The sequence below is a fragment of the Streptomyces misionensis genome (genome assembly GCF_007896895.1).
Taxonomy (GTDB): Bacteria; Actinomycetota; Actinomycetes; order Streptomycetales; family Streptomycetaceae; genus Streptomyces; species Streptomyces misionensis_A.
Window position 1 is genome coordinate 7,426 of the sequence record NZ_VOGW01000043.1, and the last position, 16,369, is coordinate 23,794.

16 protein-coding genes are annotated in these 16,369 nt (G+C 72.9%); 10 read left to right on the forward strand and 6 right to left on the reverse strand.

Annotated features, from left to right (window positions below):
- Positions 1-2,337 (forward strand): non-ribosomal peptide synthetase (locus FRZ03_RS07725; protein ID WP_146464435.1); only part of this gene is annotated, 2,337 nt, incomplete at its 5' end.
- A complete protein-coding gene (locus FRZ03_RS07730) occupies positions 2,334-3,527 on the forward strand; it encodes an FAD-dependent monooxygenase (RefSeq protein ID WP_146464410.1) in 1,194 nt (397 codons plus the stop codon). The genes FRZ03_RS07725 and FRZ03_RS07730, both read left to right, overlap by 4 nt.
- A gap of 206 nt (positions 3,528-3,733) precedes the next feature.
- Here the strand turns inward: FRZ03_RS07730 and FRZ03_RS07735 are convergent, their stop codons facing one another.
- Positions 3,734-3,940, reverse strand: coding sequence for a hypothetical protein (locus FRZ03_RS07735; RefSeq protein ID WP_315902624.1), 207 nt, complete (start codon positions 3,938-3,940; stop codon positions 3,734-3,736).
- 39 nt (positions 3,941-3,979) lie between these two features.
- On the opposite strand from FRZ03_RS07735, the gene FRZ03_RS07740 reads away from it, so the two are divergent.
- Positions 3,980-4,471 (forward strand): hypothetical protein, encoded by a 492-nt coding sequence (locus FRZ03_RS07740; RefSeq protein ID WP_146464411.1) that lies wholly within the window; start codon positions 3,980-3,982, stop codon positions 4,469-4,471.
- Between the two features lie 106 nt (positions 4,472-4,577).
- On the opposite strand, the gene FRZ03_RS07745 is transcribed toward FRZ03_RS07740, so the two are convergent.
- The gene (locus tag FRZ03_RS07745) at positions 4,578-5,288 is read right to left on the reverse strand and encodes a maleylpyruvate isomerase family mycothiol-dependent enzyme (RefSeq protein WP_146464412.1); all 711 of its coding nucleotides are present in this window, start codon (positions 5,286-5,288) and stop codon (positions 4,578-4,580) included.
- A 134-nt stretch (positions 5,289-5,422) separates the two neighbouring features.
- Between FRZ03_RS07745 and FRZ03_RS07750 the strand changes: the two genes are divergently transcribed.
- Positions 5,423-5,830 carry a TraR/DksA family transcriptional regulator gene (locus tag FRZ03_RS07750; protein WP_146464413.1) on the forward strand — a complete coding sequence of 136 codons (408 nt, stop codon included), beginning with the start codon at positions 5,423-5,425 and terminating at the stop codon, positions 5,828-5,830.
- Between the two features lie 94 nt (positions 5,831-5,924).
- Here FRZ03_RS07750 and FRZ03_RS07755 read toward each other — a convergent pair whose 3' ends face one another.
- Positions 5,925-6,272 carry a hypothetical protein gene (locus FRZ03_RS07755; protein ID WP_146464414.1) on the reverse strand — a complete coding sequence of 116 codons (348 nt, stop codon included), beginning with the start codon at positions 6,270-6,272 and terminating at the stop codon, positions 5,925-5,927.
- Positions 6,273-6,349: 77 nt separating this feature from the next.
- A complete protein-coding gene (locus FRZ03_RS07760; RefSeq protein WP_146464415.1) occupies positions 6,350-7,396 on the reverse strand; it encodes a LacI family DNA-binding transcriptional regulator in 1,047 nt (348 codons plus the stop codon).
- A gap of 219 nt (positions 7,397-7,615) precedes the next feature.
- Here FRZ03_RS07760 and FRZ03_RS07765 point away from each other — a divergent pair, with 219 nt between their 5' ends.
- The 4 genes from FRZ03_RS07765 to FRZ03_RS07780 are packed head-to-tail and all read left to right on the forward strand — an operon-like array spanning position 7,616 to position 12,135.
- A complete protein-coding gene (locus FRZ03_RS07765; protein ID WP_146464416.1) occupies positions 7,616-8,905 on the forward strand; it encodes an extracellular solute-binding protein in 1,290 nt (429 codons plus the stop codon).
- A gap of 6 nt (positions 8,906-8,911) precedes the next feature.
- Positions 8,912-9,856, forward strand: a complete 945-nt coding sequence (locus tag FRZ03_RS07770; protein WP_146464417.1) for a carbohydrate ABC transporter permease — start codon at positions 8,912-8,914, stop codon at positions 9,854-9,856.
- Positions 9,853-10,761 carry a carbohydrate ABC transporter permease gene (locus tag FRZ03_RS07775; protein ID WP_146464418.1) on the forward strand — a complete coding sequence of 303 codons (909 nt, stop codon included), beginning with the start codon at positions 9,853-9,855 and terminating at the stop codon, positions 10,759-10,761. Before FRZ03_RS07770 ends, FRZ03_RS07775 begins: the two co-directional genes overlap by 4 nt.
- Positions 10,762-10,815: 54 nt before the next feature.
- On the forward strand, positions 10,816-12,135 hold the full coding sequence (locus FRZ03_RS07780; protein ID WP_261398682.1) for a glycoside hydrolase 5 family protein: 1,320 nt from the start codon (positions 10,816-10,818) through the stop codon (positions 12,133-12,135).
- Here FRZ03_RS07780 and FRZ03_RS07785 read toward each other — a convergent pair whose 3' ends face one another.
- Positions 12,136-13,068, reverse strand: coding sequence for a LysR family transcriptional regulator (locus tag FRZ03_RS07785; RefSeq protein ID WP_261398683.1), 933 nt, complete (start codon positions 13,066-13,068; stop codon positions 12,136-12,138).
- A gap of 63 nt (positions 13,069-13,131) precedes the next feature.
- On the opposite strand from FRZ03_RS07785, the gene FRZ03_RS07790 reads away from it, so the two are divergent.
- Positions 13,132-14,034, forward strand: coding sequence for a DMT family transporter (locus FRZ03_RS07790; RefSeq protein WP_146464419.1), 903 nt, complete (start codon positions 13,132-13,134; stop codon positions 14,032-14,034).
- Here FRZ03_RS07790 and FRZ03_RS07795 read toward each other — a convergent pair whose 3' ends face one another.
- Positions 14,035-15,456 (reverse strand): lipase maturation factor family protein, encoded by a 1,422-nt coding sequence (locus FRZ03_RS07795; RefSeq protein ID WP_146464420.1) that lies wholly within the window; start codon positions 15,454-15,456, stop codon positions 14,035-14,037. It lies immediately after the preceding gene.
- Positions 15,457-15,557: 101 nt separating this feature from the next.
- Between FRZ03_RS07795 and FRZ03_RS07800 the strand changes: the two genes are divergently transcribed.
- On the forward strand, positions 15,558-16,369 hold an 812-nt coding region (locus FRZ03_RS07800; protein WP_315902625.1), incomplete at its 3' end, for a DUF6777 domain-containing protein.

Genomic DNA, 16,369 nt, shown 5'->3' on the forward strand with positions numbered 1-16,369 from the left:
GCGGACTGCGCGCCGCTGCTGTTCGCGGAGTCCCTGACCGCACCCGGCGCGCCGGATGCGGGTACGGACGGCCTTGCGGGGCCCGATCCGGTGGACACCGCGTACGTGCTCTTCACCTCCGGCTCGACCGGAGTCCCCAAGGGCGTGGCGATGCCGCACCGGGCGCTGGCCAACCTGATCGGGTGGCAGAACCGGGTGCCCAGCGGGGCGGTGGGCGGCCGCACCCTGCACTACGCGCCGCTGAGCTTCGACGTCTCCTTCCAGGAGATCTTCTCCACCCTCTGCGGCGGTGGCACCCTGGTGGTGGCCGACGAGGACCAGCGCCGCGACATGCCCGCGCTGCTGCGGCTGCTGGACGAGGCGGACGTGGAGCGGGTGTTCCTGCCGTTCGTGGCGTTGCAGCAGATGGCCGAGGCGGCCGACGCGCTCGGTCTGGTGCCGCGGCGGCTGCGGGTGGTGGTCTCCTCCGGCGAGCAGTTGCGGGTGACGGGCACGCTGCGCCGGTTCCTCGCCGCCCTGCCCGGGGCTGTGCTGGAAAATCAGTACGGCCCGACCGAGTCGCACGTGGTCACCCACCACAGCATGACCGGCGACCCGGCCGCCTTCCCGGAGCTGCCGCCCGTGGGCCGCCCCGTGGACGGCGCGCAGGTGCTGGTGCTCGACGCGCGGATGCGGCCGGTGCCGCCCGGTGTCCAGGGCGAGATCCATCTGGGTGGAGTCTGCCTCGCCCAGGGGTACGAGGGCCGCGACGACCTGACCGCCGAACGGTTCGTCGCCCATCCGTACGGCGCCCCGGGCGACGTCCTGTACCGCACGGGCGATCTCGGGGTGGTGCTGCCCGGCGGGGACATCGTGTGCACCGGCCGGGCCGACGGGCAGGTCAAGATACGCGGCTACCGGGTGGAGCCGGCCGAGGTGGAGGCCGCGGTGCTCGCCTTCGCGGCGGACCGGCCCGGCATCCGGGAAGTGGCGGTGGTGCCGCGCCGGCGGGCCGACGGCGAGACCACGCTCGCCGCGTTCCTCGTCGGCGACCGGGACCGGGCGGACACCGAGGAACTGCGCCGTCATCTGCGTACCGTGCTGCCGTCGTACCTGGTGCCCGCGTCCCTGACCTGGACAGACGCGCTGCCCCTGACCCCGTCCGGGAAACGCGACGACCGGGCGCTGGCCGCCACCGCCCCCGAGCGGGAGGCGCGGCCGAGCGGTACCCGGCCGGTCCCCGGCAGTCACGAGGCGGTGCTGGCGGAAACCCTGGCCGACCTGCTGGAACTGCCCGCCGACGCGATCGGCGTCGACGACGACCTCTTCGACCTGGGCGGCACCTCGCTGACGGCGATGCGGCTGATGGTGACCATCGAGCAGCGCTACGGGGTCGTCGTCCCGCTGTCCGAGTTCATCGCCACGCCCACCGTCGCCGGGCTCGCGCGGCGGCTGCGGAGCGGGAACGCCGCGGTCGCCTTCGACCCGCTGGTGCCGATCCGCCCCGAAGGGGACCGCCGACCGCTGTTCATGGTGCACCCCATGGGCGGCAACGTCCTGTGCTACGTCCAGCTCGCCCGCCACCTGCCCGCCGGTCAGCCGCTGTACGCGTTGCAGGCGGCGGGTGCCGACCCCGGCTGCGAACCCCGCCGCTCGGTGCCCGAGCTGGCCGCCGACTACATCGCCGCGCTGCGGCGGGTGCAGCCGCACGGCCCGTACACGATCGGCGGCTGGTCCTTCGGCGGTTTCGTGGCCTTCGAGATGGCCATCCAGCTCGCCCGGGCCGGCGAGGAGGTCGCCGATGTGGTGCTGCTCGACACCACGGTCCTCAATCCGGGGCACCGGGCGCGCAGCGACGAGAACGCCCTGCTCGGCTGGTTCTTCTGGGAGCTGCTGTGGCTCGGCCGTGGCGGTGCGTCGCCGCTGGAGGCGATTCCTGCCGAACTGACCACGCTCGCCGAGAAGTTCGACTTCATCGCGGATTTCGCGGCGCGGAGCGGGGTGCTGCCCCCGGGAAGCTCGGGTGCCGTGGTCCGCCGGCTGTTCCGGGTCTACGAGGCCAACTGGAACGCGGCGCTGGAGTACCGGCCCGAGGTGCCCGACCAGGATCTCACCCTGGTGCTGGCCGCCGAACCGCTGCCCGAGGTGCTGCTGGCCATGCACACCGCGGGCGGCAGCCGGCACGAGGACCCGCTGAACGGCTGGCGGACCATGACCCGCGGTCGGCTGCACGCCGTCCAGGTGCCCGGCAACCACCTGTCCATCGTCGAAGAGCCCCATGTGAAGCACACGGCCGAGGTCGTCGGCCGCATCCTCGACGGCTCGGCCGTCCCCTCCCTCGCAGGAGCCTCCGCATGACATCCCTCGCGCACGAGACGTCGTCCCCCCGTCCGCCGGTCATCGTCGCCGGGGCCGGTATCGGCGGACTGGCCGCCGCCATCGCCCTGCGCCGCATGGGTGTCCCGGTCCAGATCCACGAGCGGGCCTCCCAGCTGCGGGCGGCGGGCTCGGGACTGTCCGTGATGAGCAACGCCGTCGCCGCCCTGGCGTCGCTGGGCATCGATCTGCACCTGTCCAAGCGCGGCCGGAACATCGAGACGTTCCGCATCCTCGACGAGACCGGGAACCTGATCCGGGAGCAACCGCTGAAGGCGGTCACGGACGCGCTCGGCGTGCCGTCGGTGTGCGTGACCCGCGCCGACCTCCAGGACGCCCTGCTGGCCGAGGCCGCCGGGATACCGCTGTCCCTGGGCCACACGGTGGCCGGGTACGAGGCGGGGCCCGACGGGGTCACCGTGCGCTTCGAGAACGGCGCGTCTGTGCGGGGCAGCGCCCTGATCGGCGCGGACGGGCTGCACTCCGCCGTCCGCCGCGGCCTCGTCGGCCCCGAGGAGACCCGCGACAGCGGCTACGTCTGCTGGCTGGCCGTCACCCGCTTCGCCCGGCCGCACCTCCCGGCGGGGTATGTGGGCCACTACTGGGGCGCCGGCCGCAGGTTCGGCCTGATCGACGTCGGGCACGGGCGCTACTACTGGTGGGGCACGAAGAACATGCCCGCCGAGCGGTCCCGTTACTGGGACGGCGACAAGGCCGAGATCCTGGACACCTACGCGGGCTGGGCCGACGAGGTGTGCGACATCGTCCGTGCGACCCCGATGGAGTCGGTGCTCGCGGTGCCCTCGCACGACCGGCCGTTCCTGGAGCGCTGGGGCGAGGGGCCGGTCACCCTCCTCGGTGACGCCGCGCACCCGATGCTGACGAGCCTGGGGCAGGGTTCGGCTATGGCGATCGAGGACGCGGTCGTCCTGGCCCGCTGCCTCGGCGCGGCACAGGACGATCCGGCCGCCGCGTTCCGCCGCTACGAGGATCTGCGGCGCGAACGCGTCCGCGCGGTGGTGGCGGCCTCCCGGTCGGTCAGCGAGATGGAACAGCTGGAGGACCCGGTGGCACGCCGCCGCCGGGACGACGCGCTGCGGCACGCCGACGAGGGAGAACTGCGGGAGCAGTTGCACGGGCTGCTGCGCTGGCCCGGGTCGCCGCCGGCCTGAGCCGCGGGCCGTCCGCGACCCGGCGCGCACCGCCGCGGTGCACGGCGTCCAGCCGTGCGACACGGACGGGGGCGGGAGGATCCACCGGACGTTCACGGCGTCCGGTGGACTTCGCCGCAGGCGGGGCGCCGCGTCGGGCAGCGGCGCCCCGGCGCGCTCGTCCGGGCCGGACGCGGGCACCGCCCCCGGACGCCGCCCAGGTATCGCTATGCGGCGCTCACCGCCTCGACGACGGACAACACGGTCGGTGTCGGCACGATCCGGTGCAGGCGCAGGCCCGCGTCCTCGAAGAGCTGCGCGAAGTCGTCTTCGGTGCGCTCCCGCCCCGCCAGCGAGGACATCATCATCAGGTCGATGGTCTTGGACTGGTGGGGCTCGTCCGGAAGCTGCGGCGTGCCCGGAACGCCCCGCACGCACGTGACCTCGTCGCGTCCCTCCCGCCGGGCGAGCCCGTGGACTGGGCCGCGCTCGAAGCCGCCCACGCCGAGGAACCGCTCCCGTACTGGCAGGACGTCGTCCGCTTGGACGGCGTCCCCGAGGACGTACGGCTGCGGCATGCGGCGCTGCTGCCCGAGCCGGACCCCGACGGCCTGTCCGGCAGCGCGCGGCTCACCCGGGAGCGGGCCCGGCACGGTCTGGGCGGCCAGTATCACTGCGCGCCGTCCACCCAGCTGGACGGGCTGCTCGCGGCGGGGCTCCTCGACGGCGCGGACCTGGTGCGCCTGGCGGCCCCGGCCGCGTGGCTGCTCTCCTACCTGGGCAGCGCCGCCCGCCGGACGGACGCCCCGCCCGAGGCAGCCGACGCCCGTACCCTCCTCGCGGACCTCGTGCGCTCCCGACTCGGCACGGACCGGGCGGCCTGGCACCGGGTCGCCGAGCGGCTGACCGGCCTCGACCCCGAGTGGGATCCGGTCTCGACGGTGGAGGCGCTGCTCGCCGGCTGACGGTGGCTGGGCGGCGGTGACGAGGGTGACGTGGTGGGTGCCGGCCGCGCCACCTGCGGCCTTCGACGTGGTCCGGACGCGAATGAACTGTGGCGCGGGGCGCCGGTCAGATCCAGAAGGGCGCCGCGGGGACCTCGTCGGCGCCGAAGGCGGTGAGCCCCGTGCCGGAGGAGCGGCCGCTGAGCCAGGCGAGGAGGTCGGCCTGCCGTCCGCTGACGGTGGGGCCGCCGGTGCCCAGGGCGTGGACGAGGCCGGTGTCGGTGGCCTCCAGGCGCAGCGGCGGGGTCTTTGGCCGCCGGGCGAGTGCCTCGACGATGTCGTCGACGATCCACCGGGCGGCGTCGGCCGGGATGTCCGAGAAGCCGTAGCCGGCGTCCAGGTCGGCGTGGTGGATCTCCAGTTCGCGCAGCCGGGTCGGGATCAGGGACGCCGGCGTGCGCGGCTCTCCGGTGCGCATCCGGACCTGGGTGTGCCAGGCCGCCGGGGGCAGCGCGCGCACCGCCTCCTCGAAGCGGGCGGCGGTGTCGCGGACGTCGGCGACCAGATCGGCGACCGGACGCCGGGCCCCGGCCTCGATCTCGGCGGCCCGGGCGTCCATGCTCGCGTACTGCGGCGTTTCCACTCCGGTACGTGCCCAGGCGAGCAGCCGGCAGAGACTGTCCGTGGCGCGCGCGACATGGGTGATGACGTGGCCGCGGGTCCATGGCGATATCAGCGTGTCGCCGGTGACCTGGGCGTCGGCGAGGGAGGCGACGGTGGCGACGAACCGGTCCGTGGACGCGGTGACGGGGTCCAGTGCCGTCCCGAGCTCCTGCATGACGCCCCCTGCATGGCCTGTATTGGAAGTTGCTATCCGGAATACGGAAAGAAGGCCGACTGTACGAGCGGCGCTTCGGCTCCGTCAACAAGGTCCGGGGGAATCGCGGACCGGCGATCGGCGTTGTCGCAGGCATGGAGGACGCATGCCCGTACGGACCTGACGTCCGTGTCCCGTCGGACGTCGCGGCGATCCGGGCGCGCCTCGCGGCCGATCGTGCCGAAACCCTCGCGCGGACGGCCGCGCTGGCCCAGGATTTCGACGGAATCGTCGCGGCCAACGCCTTGGTCGCGGTCGATGACGAGCACGACCCCGAGGGGGGCAGCACGGCCTTCGAGCGGGCGCACGTGGCCGCTCTGATGGCACGGGCACGCGAGCACCTTGACGAACTGGACCACGCGCTGGAACGCATCGAGAGCGGGCGGTACGGACGGTGCGAAGGGTGCGGCGGAACGATTCCTCCCGAGCGCCTGGAGATCCGTCCGGCGGCCACCACCTGTGTGCGCTGCGCACGATCGGGCCCGCGTCGGCCCTCGTCCTGACGCCGCCCGAGTCTGCGGCGCGTCGCCGGTCCGTGGTGACCGAGCGCCACGGTCGGCACGGTTCGCCGCGACGGCAGAGAAAGCTCCAGGGACGTCAGAGAAAGCTCCAGGTCTTCGTATCCCCGTAGCCGTCGTGGCGGTCGCAGCCGCCGTCGGCGACGATCCGCCCCTCGCCGCTACGCCGGCCGGGGCTCGGCGACAGCGTGACGCCGTGGTCGCCGGCGGTGCGGAGCTCCTGCAGCCCGGTCGCCGCGCCGATGACCGGGTCGGTCCCCGGCTCCGTCGTCACCTTCCGTCCCCGCTCGGACCACCGCTTGCGCGGGCTCTCGACCGCCACGCGAGACCCGGCGTCGCCGTCCCCGAGATCCGGGGCCCAGGAGACGGGCGGCCGGTCCCGGCCGATGCCGTCCCCGTCGACCCCGAGGTCGTCCGCGCGGGACACGCCGGCGCTGGACTGCGGAGCACTCGGAGCGTGATCACGGCGTGCCCCACGGGGGTTGTCACACCGGCCGGTGCGCGTCACGTCCCGCGCGCCGGCCCCGTGCTCTCCCGTTCGATCAGCCGGGGCACCGGCACCCTGACCGTCCCGGCCGCACCGCCGTCGAGCAGTGCGGTCAGTTCGCGGGCCGCCGTGCGGCCGAACTCCACGCTGTCCCGGGAGAGGGCCGACAGCCAGGGCTTGACCATGCGGCACAGGGCCGAGTCCTCCCAGGCCACCACCGACACGTCGGCCGGCACGGAGAAGCCGAGTTCGGTGGCGGTGGCGACGCCCGCGAGGGCCATCACGTCGTTGTCGTAGATCAGGGCGGTCGGGGGCGCGGCCGAGCCGAGAACGCGGCGGGTGACGGCGGCGCCCTCCGCGTCCGAGTAGTCGGTGGTGATCGACTCCACCCCGGTGAGCCCGCGCCGCCGGGCCTCGGCCCGCAGAGTCCTGATCCGCCGCTCGGTGTGCGCGAGGCCGGACAGCCCGGCGATGTGCACGATCCGCCGGTGCCCGAGGGCGTACAGCCCGTCCACCACCGAGGCCATCGCGCCCGCGTCGTCGGCCCACACCGTGGACAGCCCGGGGTGCCGCTCGTCCGGCGCGCCCCCGATCACGACGGCGGGCAGGCCGAGTTCGTCGAGCAGGGCGGGGCGCGGGTCGTCGGTGCGCGGGTCCACCACCAGGACGCCGTCCACCCGGTGCTCGGCCCACCACCTGCGGTAGACCGCGCACTCGTCCGGCACGCCCTCCACCACTTGGAAGAGCAGCCCGAGGTGGCGCTCCGCCAGCACTTCCTGGATGCCGGAGACGAGCTGGAGGAAGAAGGAGTCGACGCCGAGGGTGTCCGCGGGCCGGGCCAGCACCAGGCCGACCGTGGCCGCGCCCTCGCCCGACAGCGCGCGGGCCGCCGTACTGGGCCGCCAGCCCAGTTGCTCGGCGACCCGGCGCACCCGCTCGCGGGTGACGTCTGAGACGCCCGGCCTGCCGTTGAGGGCGAAGGAGACGGCGCTCTCCGAGACACCGGCGCGGCGCGCGATGTCCTTCATCGTCGGCCGGCGCGCCGGGGACCGCTTGGCCGGCATGTTCCACTCTTTTCTCGGCAGTGATCGCTAAAGCGCTTGAGTGGAAGCACTCTAAAGCGCTTTAGTACCCGTGGCAAGTACTTCCGTTTTAATCGTCTGACCTGCACTGATGCTCCGCTCACGGCTTTAGCGGGCCCGAATCCATTGACTTTTCCCGAACCCGGCGTGCATGGTCCTTGCCGACACCAGCCGCAGACGCCGCAAGGGAGCCGTGTCACCGTGCCCATATCCCGCAGAGCACTCGCCGCCGCCGTCACCGCCCTCGTCCTGCCGCTGAGCGCCTGCGGCTCCGGCGGCGATGGTGGCGGCTCGACGAACGCCTCCGGCAAGGTCGAGGGCGACATCACCTTCCAGACCTGGAACCTGCGCGCCAACTTCAAGGACTACTTCGACGGCCTGATCGCCGACTTCGAGAAGAAGTACCCGGGCACCCACGTCAAGTGGGTGGACCAGCCCGCCGAGGGCTACGCCGACAAGCTCAGCGCCGACGCGGCCGGCGGCACCCTGCCGGACGTCGTCAACGTCTCCCCGGACCTGGTCGCACCGCTCGCCAAGGCCGGCCTGGCCATGGACCTCGACAAGACCGCCGCGAAGTACAGGAGCGAGTACCTGCCCGGCGCCTGGGCCAGCCACCAGATCCCCGGCATGTCCGGCACGTACGCCTTCCCCTGGTACCTGAACACCGGCCCGATGTTCTACAACAAGGCCCTGTTCAAGCAGGCCGGACTGGACCCCGAGAAGCCTCCGAGTACGTACGACGAGCTCTTCGCGGACGCGCTGCGGATGGCGCAGAAGTCGGGCGGCAAGGTGGCCACCCTCGCCAACATCCCCACCATCGAGGACTTCGGCCGCTACGGTGCCTCCCTCATGAACAAGGAAGGCACCGGCTTCGCCTTCAACGACGCCAAGGGCGTCGAACTCCTCACCAAATACAAGCAGTTGTACGACAACAAGGGTCTGGACACGCAGGCGCTGAACGCCACGCCGGAGTCGGCCGGCAAGAAGTTCCTCACCCAGGCCGTCGCCATGAACCCCGGCAGCGCCCTGGACCTGGACCACTTCAAGACGCAGGCGCCGAGCCTGTACAAGAACATCGGCATCACCGACCAGATCACCAACACCGGCCACGTCAACATGTACGTGATGGGCATGATGGTGAACTCCAGGACCAGGAACACGCCCACGGCCGTCGCCTTCGCGCACTACGTCACCGACGCCGAGCACCAGATGTCGTTCGCCAAGAAGGTCGCCATCTTCCCGTCCACCGCCGGTTCGCTCGACGACCCGTACTTCACCAAGGAGGACGGCACCGACGAGACCCGGGTGCGCATCGCCGCCGCCAAGTCGCTGAAGAACGCGGTCAACTACACGCCCGCGCTGTTCAGCGAACAGATGAAGACCGCGCTGCGCAACGAGGTCGACAAGGCCTTGCAGGGCAAGCAGAGCCCCCAGGCCGCGCTCGACAACGCTGTCAAGGCGTGTGACCAGCTCCTGAAGCAGCAGGGATAACGCACCATGGCCACCTCGACCGTTCCCCGGACGCGTTCGTCGCGTCCGGCGCGGCGCCCGCAGCGGCGCCCGGCCTTTCGGATACGGCGCCAACTGCCCACGAGTCCCTGGCTGTTCGCCGCACCGGGGCTGGTGGTCACCGGCGCCTTCATCCTCTATCCGTTCGTCTCCACGGTGATCAACTCCTTCACCGACCGCCGCACCCTGATCCCGGGCCGGTTCGTCGGCCTCGCCAACTTCCGCGAGCTGCTGCACGACGACATGTTCTGGATCGGTCTGCGCAACAGCGCGCTGTACGTCGCCGGCGTCGTCCCGGCGCTGGTGCTCCTGCCGCTGCTGCTCGCCCTGCTGGTGCAGAAGAACATCCCCGGCATCACCTTCTTCCGGTCGGCCTTCTACACCCCGGTCGTCGCCTCGATCGTCGTGGTCGGTCTGATCTGGGTGTGGCTGCTGGACGAGCGCGGCCTGGTGAACTCGCTGCTGGAGACGGTCGGGGTGGGCAAGGTCGGCTTCCTGAGCGACCAGTGGCTGCTCCTGCTGAGCGCCATGACGGTCACGGTCTGGAAGGGCCTCGGCTACTACATGATCATCTATCTGGCGGCGCTCGCCAATGTGCCGCGCGAGCTGCACGAGGCCGCCGCCGTGGACGGCGCGGGAGCGGTCCGCCGCTTCCTCACCGTGACCGTGCCGGCCATCCGCTCCACCATGGTCCTGGTCGCCGCGCTCTCCTCGGTCTCCGCCTTCAAGGTGTTCTCCGAGGTGTACCTGCTGGCCTCGCCCAACGGCGGACCGGCGGGCGAGGACACCACCCTGGTGATGCTCGTCCAGCGCACCGGCACCGGCCTGACCGGGCGGGTCGGGTACGCCTCCGCGATCTCCCTGGTCGTCTTCGCCGTCACCGTCGTCCTGATGCTGCTCGTCCTGCGCGCCGACCGGAGGGAGGACTCGTGAGCGTCGCCGAGAAGGCACCGCGGGCCGGCGCACGGCCGGTCCGTGCCCGCGCCCCCCGCTTCACCGACGAGCACGGCCGTCGCATCCGGGGGTGGGAGCTGATCCTGCGCTACGTGCTGCTGGTCGTCGTGCTCGCCCTGACCGTCGGCCCGTTCGTATGGCAGCTGTCCACCTCGCTCAAGGGTCCCACCGAGGACATCTTCAGCTCCCCGCCGAGGTTCCTGCCCAGTCACCCCACCCTGCACAACTACGAGCGGGTGTCCGAGACCATCCCGGTCTGGGACTACGCCCTCAACTCGCTCAAGGTCGCCACCGCCAACGTCGTCACCAACTGCGTCGGCTCGGCCCTCGCCGGGTACGCCCTGGCCCGGCTGCGCTACCGGGGCCGCCGGGTGGCCGCCCTGGTCTTCGTCCTCGCCATGCTCGTGCCCGCGGAGGGCATCATCATCGCCCAGTTCACGACCATGCGGGAGCTGGGCCTGAACAACACGCTCGTCGGCGTCGTGCTGCCCGGCTCCATCGCCGCGATGAACGTCCTGCTCATGCGCAACGCCTTCCTCAATCTGCCGTACGAGATCGAGGAGGCCGCCTACGTCGACGGGGCCAACGTCTGGCAGCGGTTCCTGCGGATCGCGCTGCCCGCGGTCAAGGGCACCCTCGCCGTCGTGGCGATCTTCGCCTTCATGGGCGCCTGGGACGACTTCCTGTGGCCGCTCATCGTGCTCAGCGACCCGTCCAAGTTCACCCTGACCATCGGCCTCAACTACCTCCACGGCACCTTCGCCAACGACGAACGCCTCGTCGCCGCCGGCACGATCATCGCCGTGGCGCCGCTGATCGCCCTCTTCGCCTGCCTCCAGCGCTACTTCTTCCGCGGGGTCGGCGAGGGCGCCGTCAAGGGCTGACGAACGACCGGCCGGACCACCCGGCCCCCACCCCCACTTCCGCAAGGACCTTCTATGCCTGCTGCCGTGCGCTTCGGCGTCAACTACACCCCGAGCCAGGGGTGGTTCCACCACTGGCTCGACTTCGACCTCGACGCCGTACGCGCCGACCTGGACTCCGTCTCCGCGCTCGGCCTGGACCACATCCGCATCTTCCCGCTGTGGCCGTACTTCCAGCCCGACCGCGCCCTGATCCGCCCCCGCGCCGTGGAGCAGCTCGTGCAGCTGGTCGACGCCGCCGCCGAACGCGGGCTCGACGTCAACGTGGACGGCCTGCAAGGGCACCTGTCCAGCTTCGACTTCCTGCCCGCCTGGACCCGCACCTGGCACCGGCGCAACCTCTTCACCGACCCCGAGGTGCTCGACGGCCAGGCCGCCTATCTGCACACCCTCGCCGCGGCCCTCGCCGACCGGCCGAACTTCCTCGGCATGACCCTCGGCAACGAGGTCAACCAGTTCTCCGCCGGCCCCCACCCCGACCCCGACCGGGCCACCGCCGGCCAGATCGACGCCTGGCTGGAGCGCATGCTCGCCGCCTGCGAGCGGGGCGCCCCCGGCAAGCTCCACCTGCACGCCGAGTACGACGCCACCTGGTACCAGGACGACATGCCCTTCACCCCGGCCCAGGCGGCCCGGCGCGGTGCCCTGACCGCCGTCCACTCCTGGGTCTTCAACGGCACCGCCCAGCGCCACGGCCGCACCTCCGTGGCCACCGAGCACCACGCCGCGTACCTGATCGAGCTGAGCAAGGCCTGGGCCGACGACCCGCACCGGCCCGTCTGGCTCCAGGAGGTCGGCGCCCCCGCCCCGCTCATCCCCGCCGAGCACGCCGCCGCCTTCGCCGAGGCCACCGTCGCCAACGCGCTGGACTGCCCCGACCTGTGGGGCATCACCTGGTGGTGCTCCCACGACGTCTCCCGCGGCCTCGCCGACTTCCCCGAACTCGAGTACACCCTCGGCCTGCTGACCAACGACCGCCGGCCCAAGGACCTCGCCCGCTCCCTGTCCCGCGCGGCCCGCGAGCACACCCACGCGCCGGCCCCGCGCACCACCGCCCTCACCGTCCCCGCCGGCCCGGCCGCCCGCTCCCGCGGCGCCCCCGGCGGCGACGTCTTCGGGGCGTTCTTCCGGATGACCGCCGACGGGGGCGCAGCGGGAGCGGGCGGCCGGGCCCCGGCCACCCTGACCGCCGGGTTCGAGATCGCGGAGGCCACGGTGACCGACCTGCTGGAACGTCCGCTCGCCGACGCACCGCGACCGGACCGCGAGGGCGCCCGGATCACCGTACGGCTGCGCCCCTTCGAGCTGATGACCCTGCGGCTGCGCAGGCGGTGATCACTCCGACGGCGGCACCACGGCGGCCAGCCGGGTGAGGACACGACGGGTGCCGGGGTGCCCGCCCGTCCCCGCCCGGTACACCGCGTGCACGCAGCGGTGTACCGGGTCCTTCAGGGCATGCACCCGCAGACCGGGCGGGACGGCCTCCGGCAGGGCGAGGCGGGGGATCAGGGCGACCCCGGCCCGCCGGGCGGCCAGCGCGCACAGCACCGCGAAGTCACTCGCGACCGCCACGGCCCGAGGCACGAACCCGGCGGCCCCGCACGCCCGCCTCGCCATCTCGTGGCAGGCGGTGTCCGGCCCGGGCAGCAGCCAGGCCGCGTCCGCGAAGGCGGCCAGGTCGGCCGGCGCCCCGGCGGCCAGTGCGCGCTCGTCCGCCTCGGCCGCGTGCAGCACCAGGTACACCGGCTCCCGGAACAGGTCCCGGCGCTCGCAACCGGCCGGCAGCGGCCGGGGCAGCAGGCTGTAGGAGTGGGTGACCGCCAGATCGACCTCGCGCCGGGCGAGCGCCGCCTCGGCCCGGTCGGGCTCGTGCTCGACCAGTTCGACCAGCGGTGCCTCCGGATCGGCGGGGCCGTCGGGGCCGGGCCACAGCCCGGGCAGTACCGCCCGCGCCACCGACGGGAACGCGGCGATGCGTACCCGGACGCGCTCGCCCCGGCGCAGCGCCGCGACGTCGGACTCGGCAGCGGCCAGCGTGCCCAGCACCACCGCGGCGTGGTCCACCAGGCGCCGGCCCGCCTCGGTCAGCCGCAGCGTACGGCCCTGTCTCTCCAGCAGCGTCAGGCCGGTCTCCCGCTCCAGCGCCGCCAGTTGCTGCGACACGGCGGGACCGGTCAGATGCAGTGCCTCCGCGGTCGCCGCGACCGTCCCGCGCGCCGCGAACTCGGCGAGCACCCGAAGCCTGCGCACCTCCAACAAGAAGCTCACCTACCGAATCGACGAATAAATAGTAAATAGACCTTTTCGATTCTAGGGCGCACAGTCGAAGGCGTGAAGCCTGACAAGACGCTCCTCGCCCTGGCCGCCACCGTGCTGCTGTGGGCCTCCGCCTTCCCCGCGATCCGGGTCGCCCTGCGCGGCTACGACTACGCCTGCCTCTCCTTCCTGCGCCTGGCCGTCGCCTCCCTCGTCCTTTTGGCCGTGGCGCCCCTGGCGCAGGTGCGCCGGCCCGCCTGGCGGGATCTGCCCCGGATCGTCCTCGTCGGCGCCCTCGGCATGAGCGCCTACCAACTGCTGCTCAACTGGGGCGAGTTGCACGTTCCGGCAGGTACCGCCAGCATGATCGTGGCCGTCGTCCCGGCGATCAGCGCGCTGCTCGCCGCCGTGTTCCTGGGCGAGCGGCCGACGCCCGCCAAGGTCGCCGGGTCGGCCGTGGCACTGGCCGGGACCGCGCTGATCGCCGTCGCGGGCGGGGAGACCGGCTACCCCGCCGCGGCCTGGGCCGTGGTGGCCGCCGCCGTCGTGCAGGCCGCCTACCACCTGGGCGTCAAGCCGCTGCTGCGCACCTACACCGGCCTGGAGACGGCCGCCTACGCGATGTGGGCCGGTACCGCCCTGCTGCTGCCGCTCGCGCCACGGGCACTCGGCGCCGCCGCGCACGCACCCGCCGGCGCCCTGGCGGCCGCCGTCTACCTCGGCGCTCTGCCCTCCGCCGCCGGGTTCGTCGTCTGGGGCTACGCCGTCGCCCGCCGCACCGTCACCACGGCGACCGCCGCCCTGTACCTGGTGCCCCCCGCGACCCTCGTCGTCGCCTACGTGTGGCTCGGCGAACGGCCGCACCCCGGCGCGCTGCTGGGCGGACTGCTGGCGACGGCGGGGGTGGCGCTGGTGGGCCGCCGCCGTCCGGCGAGGGCCGCCGCCCGGGAGGAAGCGGCGCCACGCGTCGGCGCGTGACTACGACCTCTGCTCCGACCCGGCCAGCCGGGTCGGTGGCAGGTACTCGCGCACGTACGTCCGGTCCCAGCACGCCCCCGTCTCCCGCAACTCCCGCCAGGTGGTGTAGCGGTAGCGGAAGAGCCGGGCACGGACGAAGCGCGGCGGGGTGTCCGGCGGGAAGGGCGAGCGACGCAGCAGCCGCAGCGTGGCCGGGTCGCTCTCCAGGAGCCGCTCGACCAGACCGCCGAACCAGTCGCCGGCGTACGCGGGCGAGATCGCGGCGAACCACATCAGCCAGTCCAGGCGCAGATGGTACGGCGCGAACTGGCGCGGCCAGTGCCGCAGCCGGCCCGGCTTGCCCCTGAACTCGTACTCCCGCCAGTCCGAGTCCGCCCGCGCCACCTCGTCCAGCGTGCCCTCGACCACCACCTCGTAGCGCACCCGGCTGACACTGCCGAACGCGCCGTAGGTGTTGACCAGGTGGAGCGGGTCGAAGGAGCGGTTCATCACCTGGCGCCGGGAGACCATGTTCACCACCGGGTGATAACTGAGGAACAGCAGCAGCGCGGCGAGCGCGAGCACCACGACCTCGTACCACAGGGGCGCCGCGGGCACCGAGGGCGCCGTCGCCGGGAGCCGCAGCGCGGACACCGCCAGCACGACGGTGATCCAGTTCAGCCAGGAGAAGTTGCCCGACAGGATCAGCCACAGCTGGGTGACGATCATCAGCGCGGCGGCGGCCGAGGCGATCGGCTGGGGGGTGAACAGCAGGAAGGGCACGACGAGTTGGGTGACGTGGTTGGCGGCCACCTCCACCCGGTGCAACGGCTTGGGCAGATGGTGGAAGAACCAGCTCAGCGGGCCCGGCATCGGCTGTGTCTCGTGGTGGTAGTACAGGCAGGTCAGCTTGCGCCAGCACGCGTCGCCCCGCAGCTTGATCAGCCCGGCGCCGAACTCGACCCGGAACAGGATCCAGCGCAGCAGGAACAGCACCACCACCGGCGGCGCCACCTCGTCGTTGCCGAGGAACGCGGCCAGGAAGCCGGTCTCCAGGAGCAGCGACTCCCAGCCGAACGCGTACCAGGTCTGCCCCACGTTCACGATCGACAGGTACAGCGCCCACGGCACCAGCCACAGCACGATGGCCGCCCACAGCGGCAGCAGCGAGTCCGCCCCCGCGAGCAGCGCCGCCGACACCGCGCAGCCCGCCCACGCCACGGCCGCGAAGAACCGGTCGGAGTAGTGCAGCTGGAACAGGCTCGGCGCCCGCCGGAAGGGAACCCGCGCGACGTATCGGGGGACCGGCAGCATGCCGCGCTCGCCCAGCAGCGCCCGGAACTGGAGGGCGGCCGTCAGGAACGCGACGAGGTACACGGCGGCCAGGGCCCGTTGCAGGACCAGTCGGCTCAGCCAGTAGTCGGGTGCGGTGAACCAGTCCACGACCGCCTCGTCTCCCTCGCGCCGATCCCCCCGAGTTGCCAGCCAAAAGGATGCAATGCAAACAATAGGGGTAATTCACCCACAGTGATGCGGAGTGCACGGTGCGCATACCCACCGGAACCTTGGCCATGGCCTGCGTGCTGCTGTCGGTGGCGCTGCTCCTCACCGGCTGTGCGGGCGCCACCGTCAAAGAGGCCCAACTCGGCGAGGAGGTCTTCCTCCAGCCCGCCACGGAACAGGGCCCCAACCCCTTCACCGAGTCCACGGCGACCGGCCCCACCGCCGACGGCGTCCCCCGGGCGGCCGGCACCGGCCGCACCGCCGAGGTCAGCGCGCCGCCCGCCGGCCTCGCCGTCGCCCCGCTGGCGGCGGCCCACGCCCTGTCCGGCGGCACCCCCGGGCTCTACAGCGGCAGCGTCCGCGTCACCGTCTGCGACGTCGAACGGCAGATCGGCCGGCTGACCGCGGACCGGGCACGGGGCGAGGCCTTCGCCCGGGCGGCCGGTGTCTCCCGCTCCGCCCTCCCCGGCTATCTGCGCGCCCTGACCCCGGTGCTGCTGCGCGCCGACACCCGGGTCACCAACCACGGCTACCGCGACGGACGGGCGGCCGGTTACCAGGCCGTGCTCCAGGCCGGGACCGCCGTCCTGGTCGACGACCGGGGCCTGCCCCGGGTGCGGTGCGCCTGCGGCAATCCGCTGCGACCGCCCGAGGAGGCGCGCGGCGGCGTCGGCGCCCGCGGCACCGCCTGGTCCGGCTACCGGCCCAACCAGGTGATCGTGGTGACCCCGGCGCCCCAGGCGGTCAGCAGCCTCACACTGCTCGACGCCCGCACGAACAGCTGGATCGAACGCCGGGTCGGCCTCGACGTCGCCCACGACCAGCTCGTGGCCCCGCCGATCCTGGCCAACAC

Coding starts and splice junctions, on each gene's coding strand:
- FRZ03_RS07730 (WP_146464410.1), top strand. CDS start 2,334: ATGACATCCCTCGCGCACGAGACGTCGTCCCCCCGTCCGCCGGTCATC.
- FRZ03_RS07745 (WP_146464412.1), bottom strand. CDS start 5,288: ATGCAGGAGCTCGGGACGGCACTGGACCCCGTCACCGCGTCCACGGAC.
- FRZ03_RS07750 (WP_146464413.1), top strand. CDS start 5,423: ATGGAGGACGCATGCCCGTACGGACCTGACGTCCGTGTCCCGTCGGAC.
- FRZ03_RS07760 (WP_146464415.1), bottom strand. CDS start 7,396: ATGCCGGCCAAGCGGTCCCCGGCGCGCCGGCCGACGATGAAGGACATC.
- FRZ03_RS07770 (WP_146464417.1), top strand. CDS start 8,912: ATGGCCACCTCGACCGTTCCCCGGACGCGTTCGTCGCGTCCGGCGCGG.
- FRZ03_RS07780 (WP_261398682.1), top strand. CDS start 10,816: ATGCCTGCTGCCGTGCGCTTCGGCGTCAACTACACCCCGAGCCAGGGG.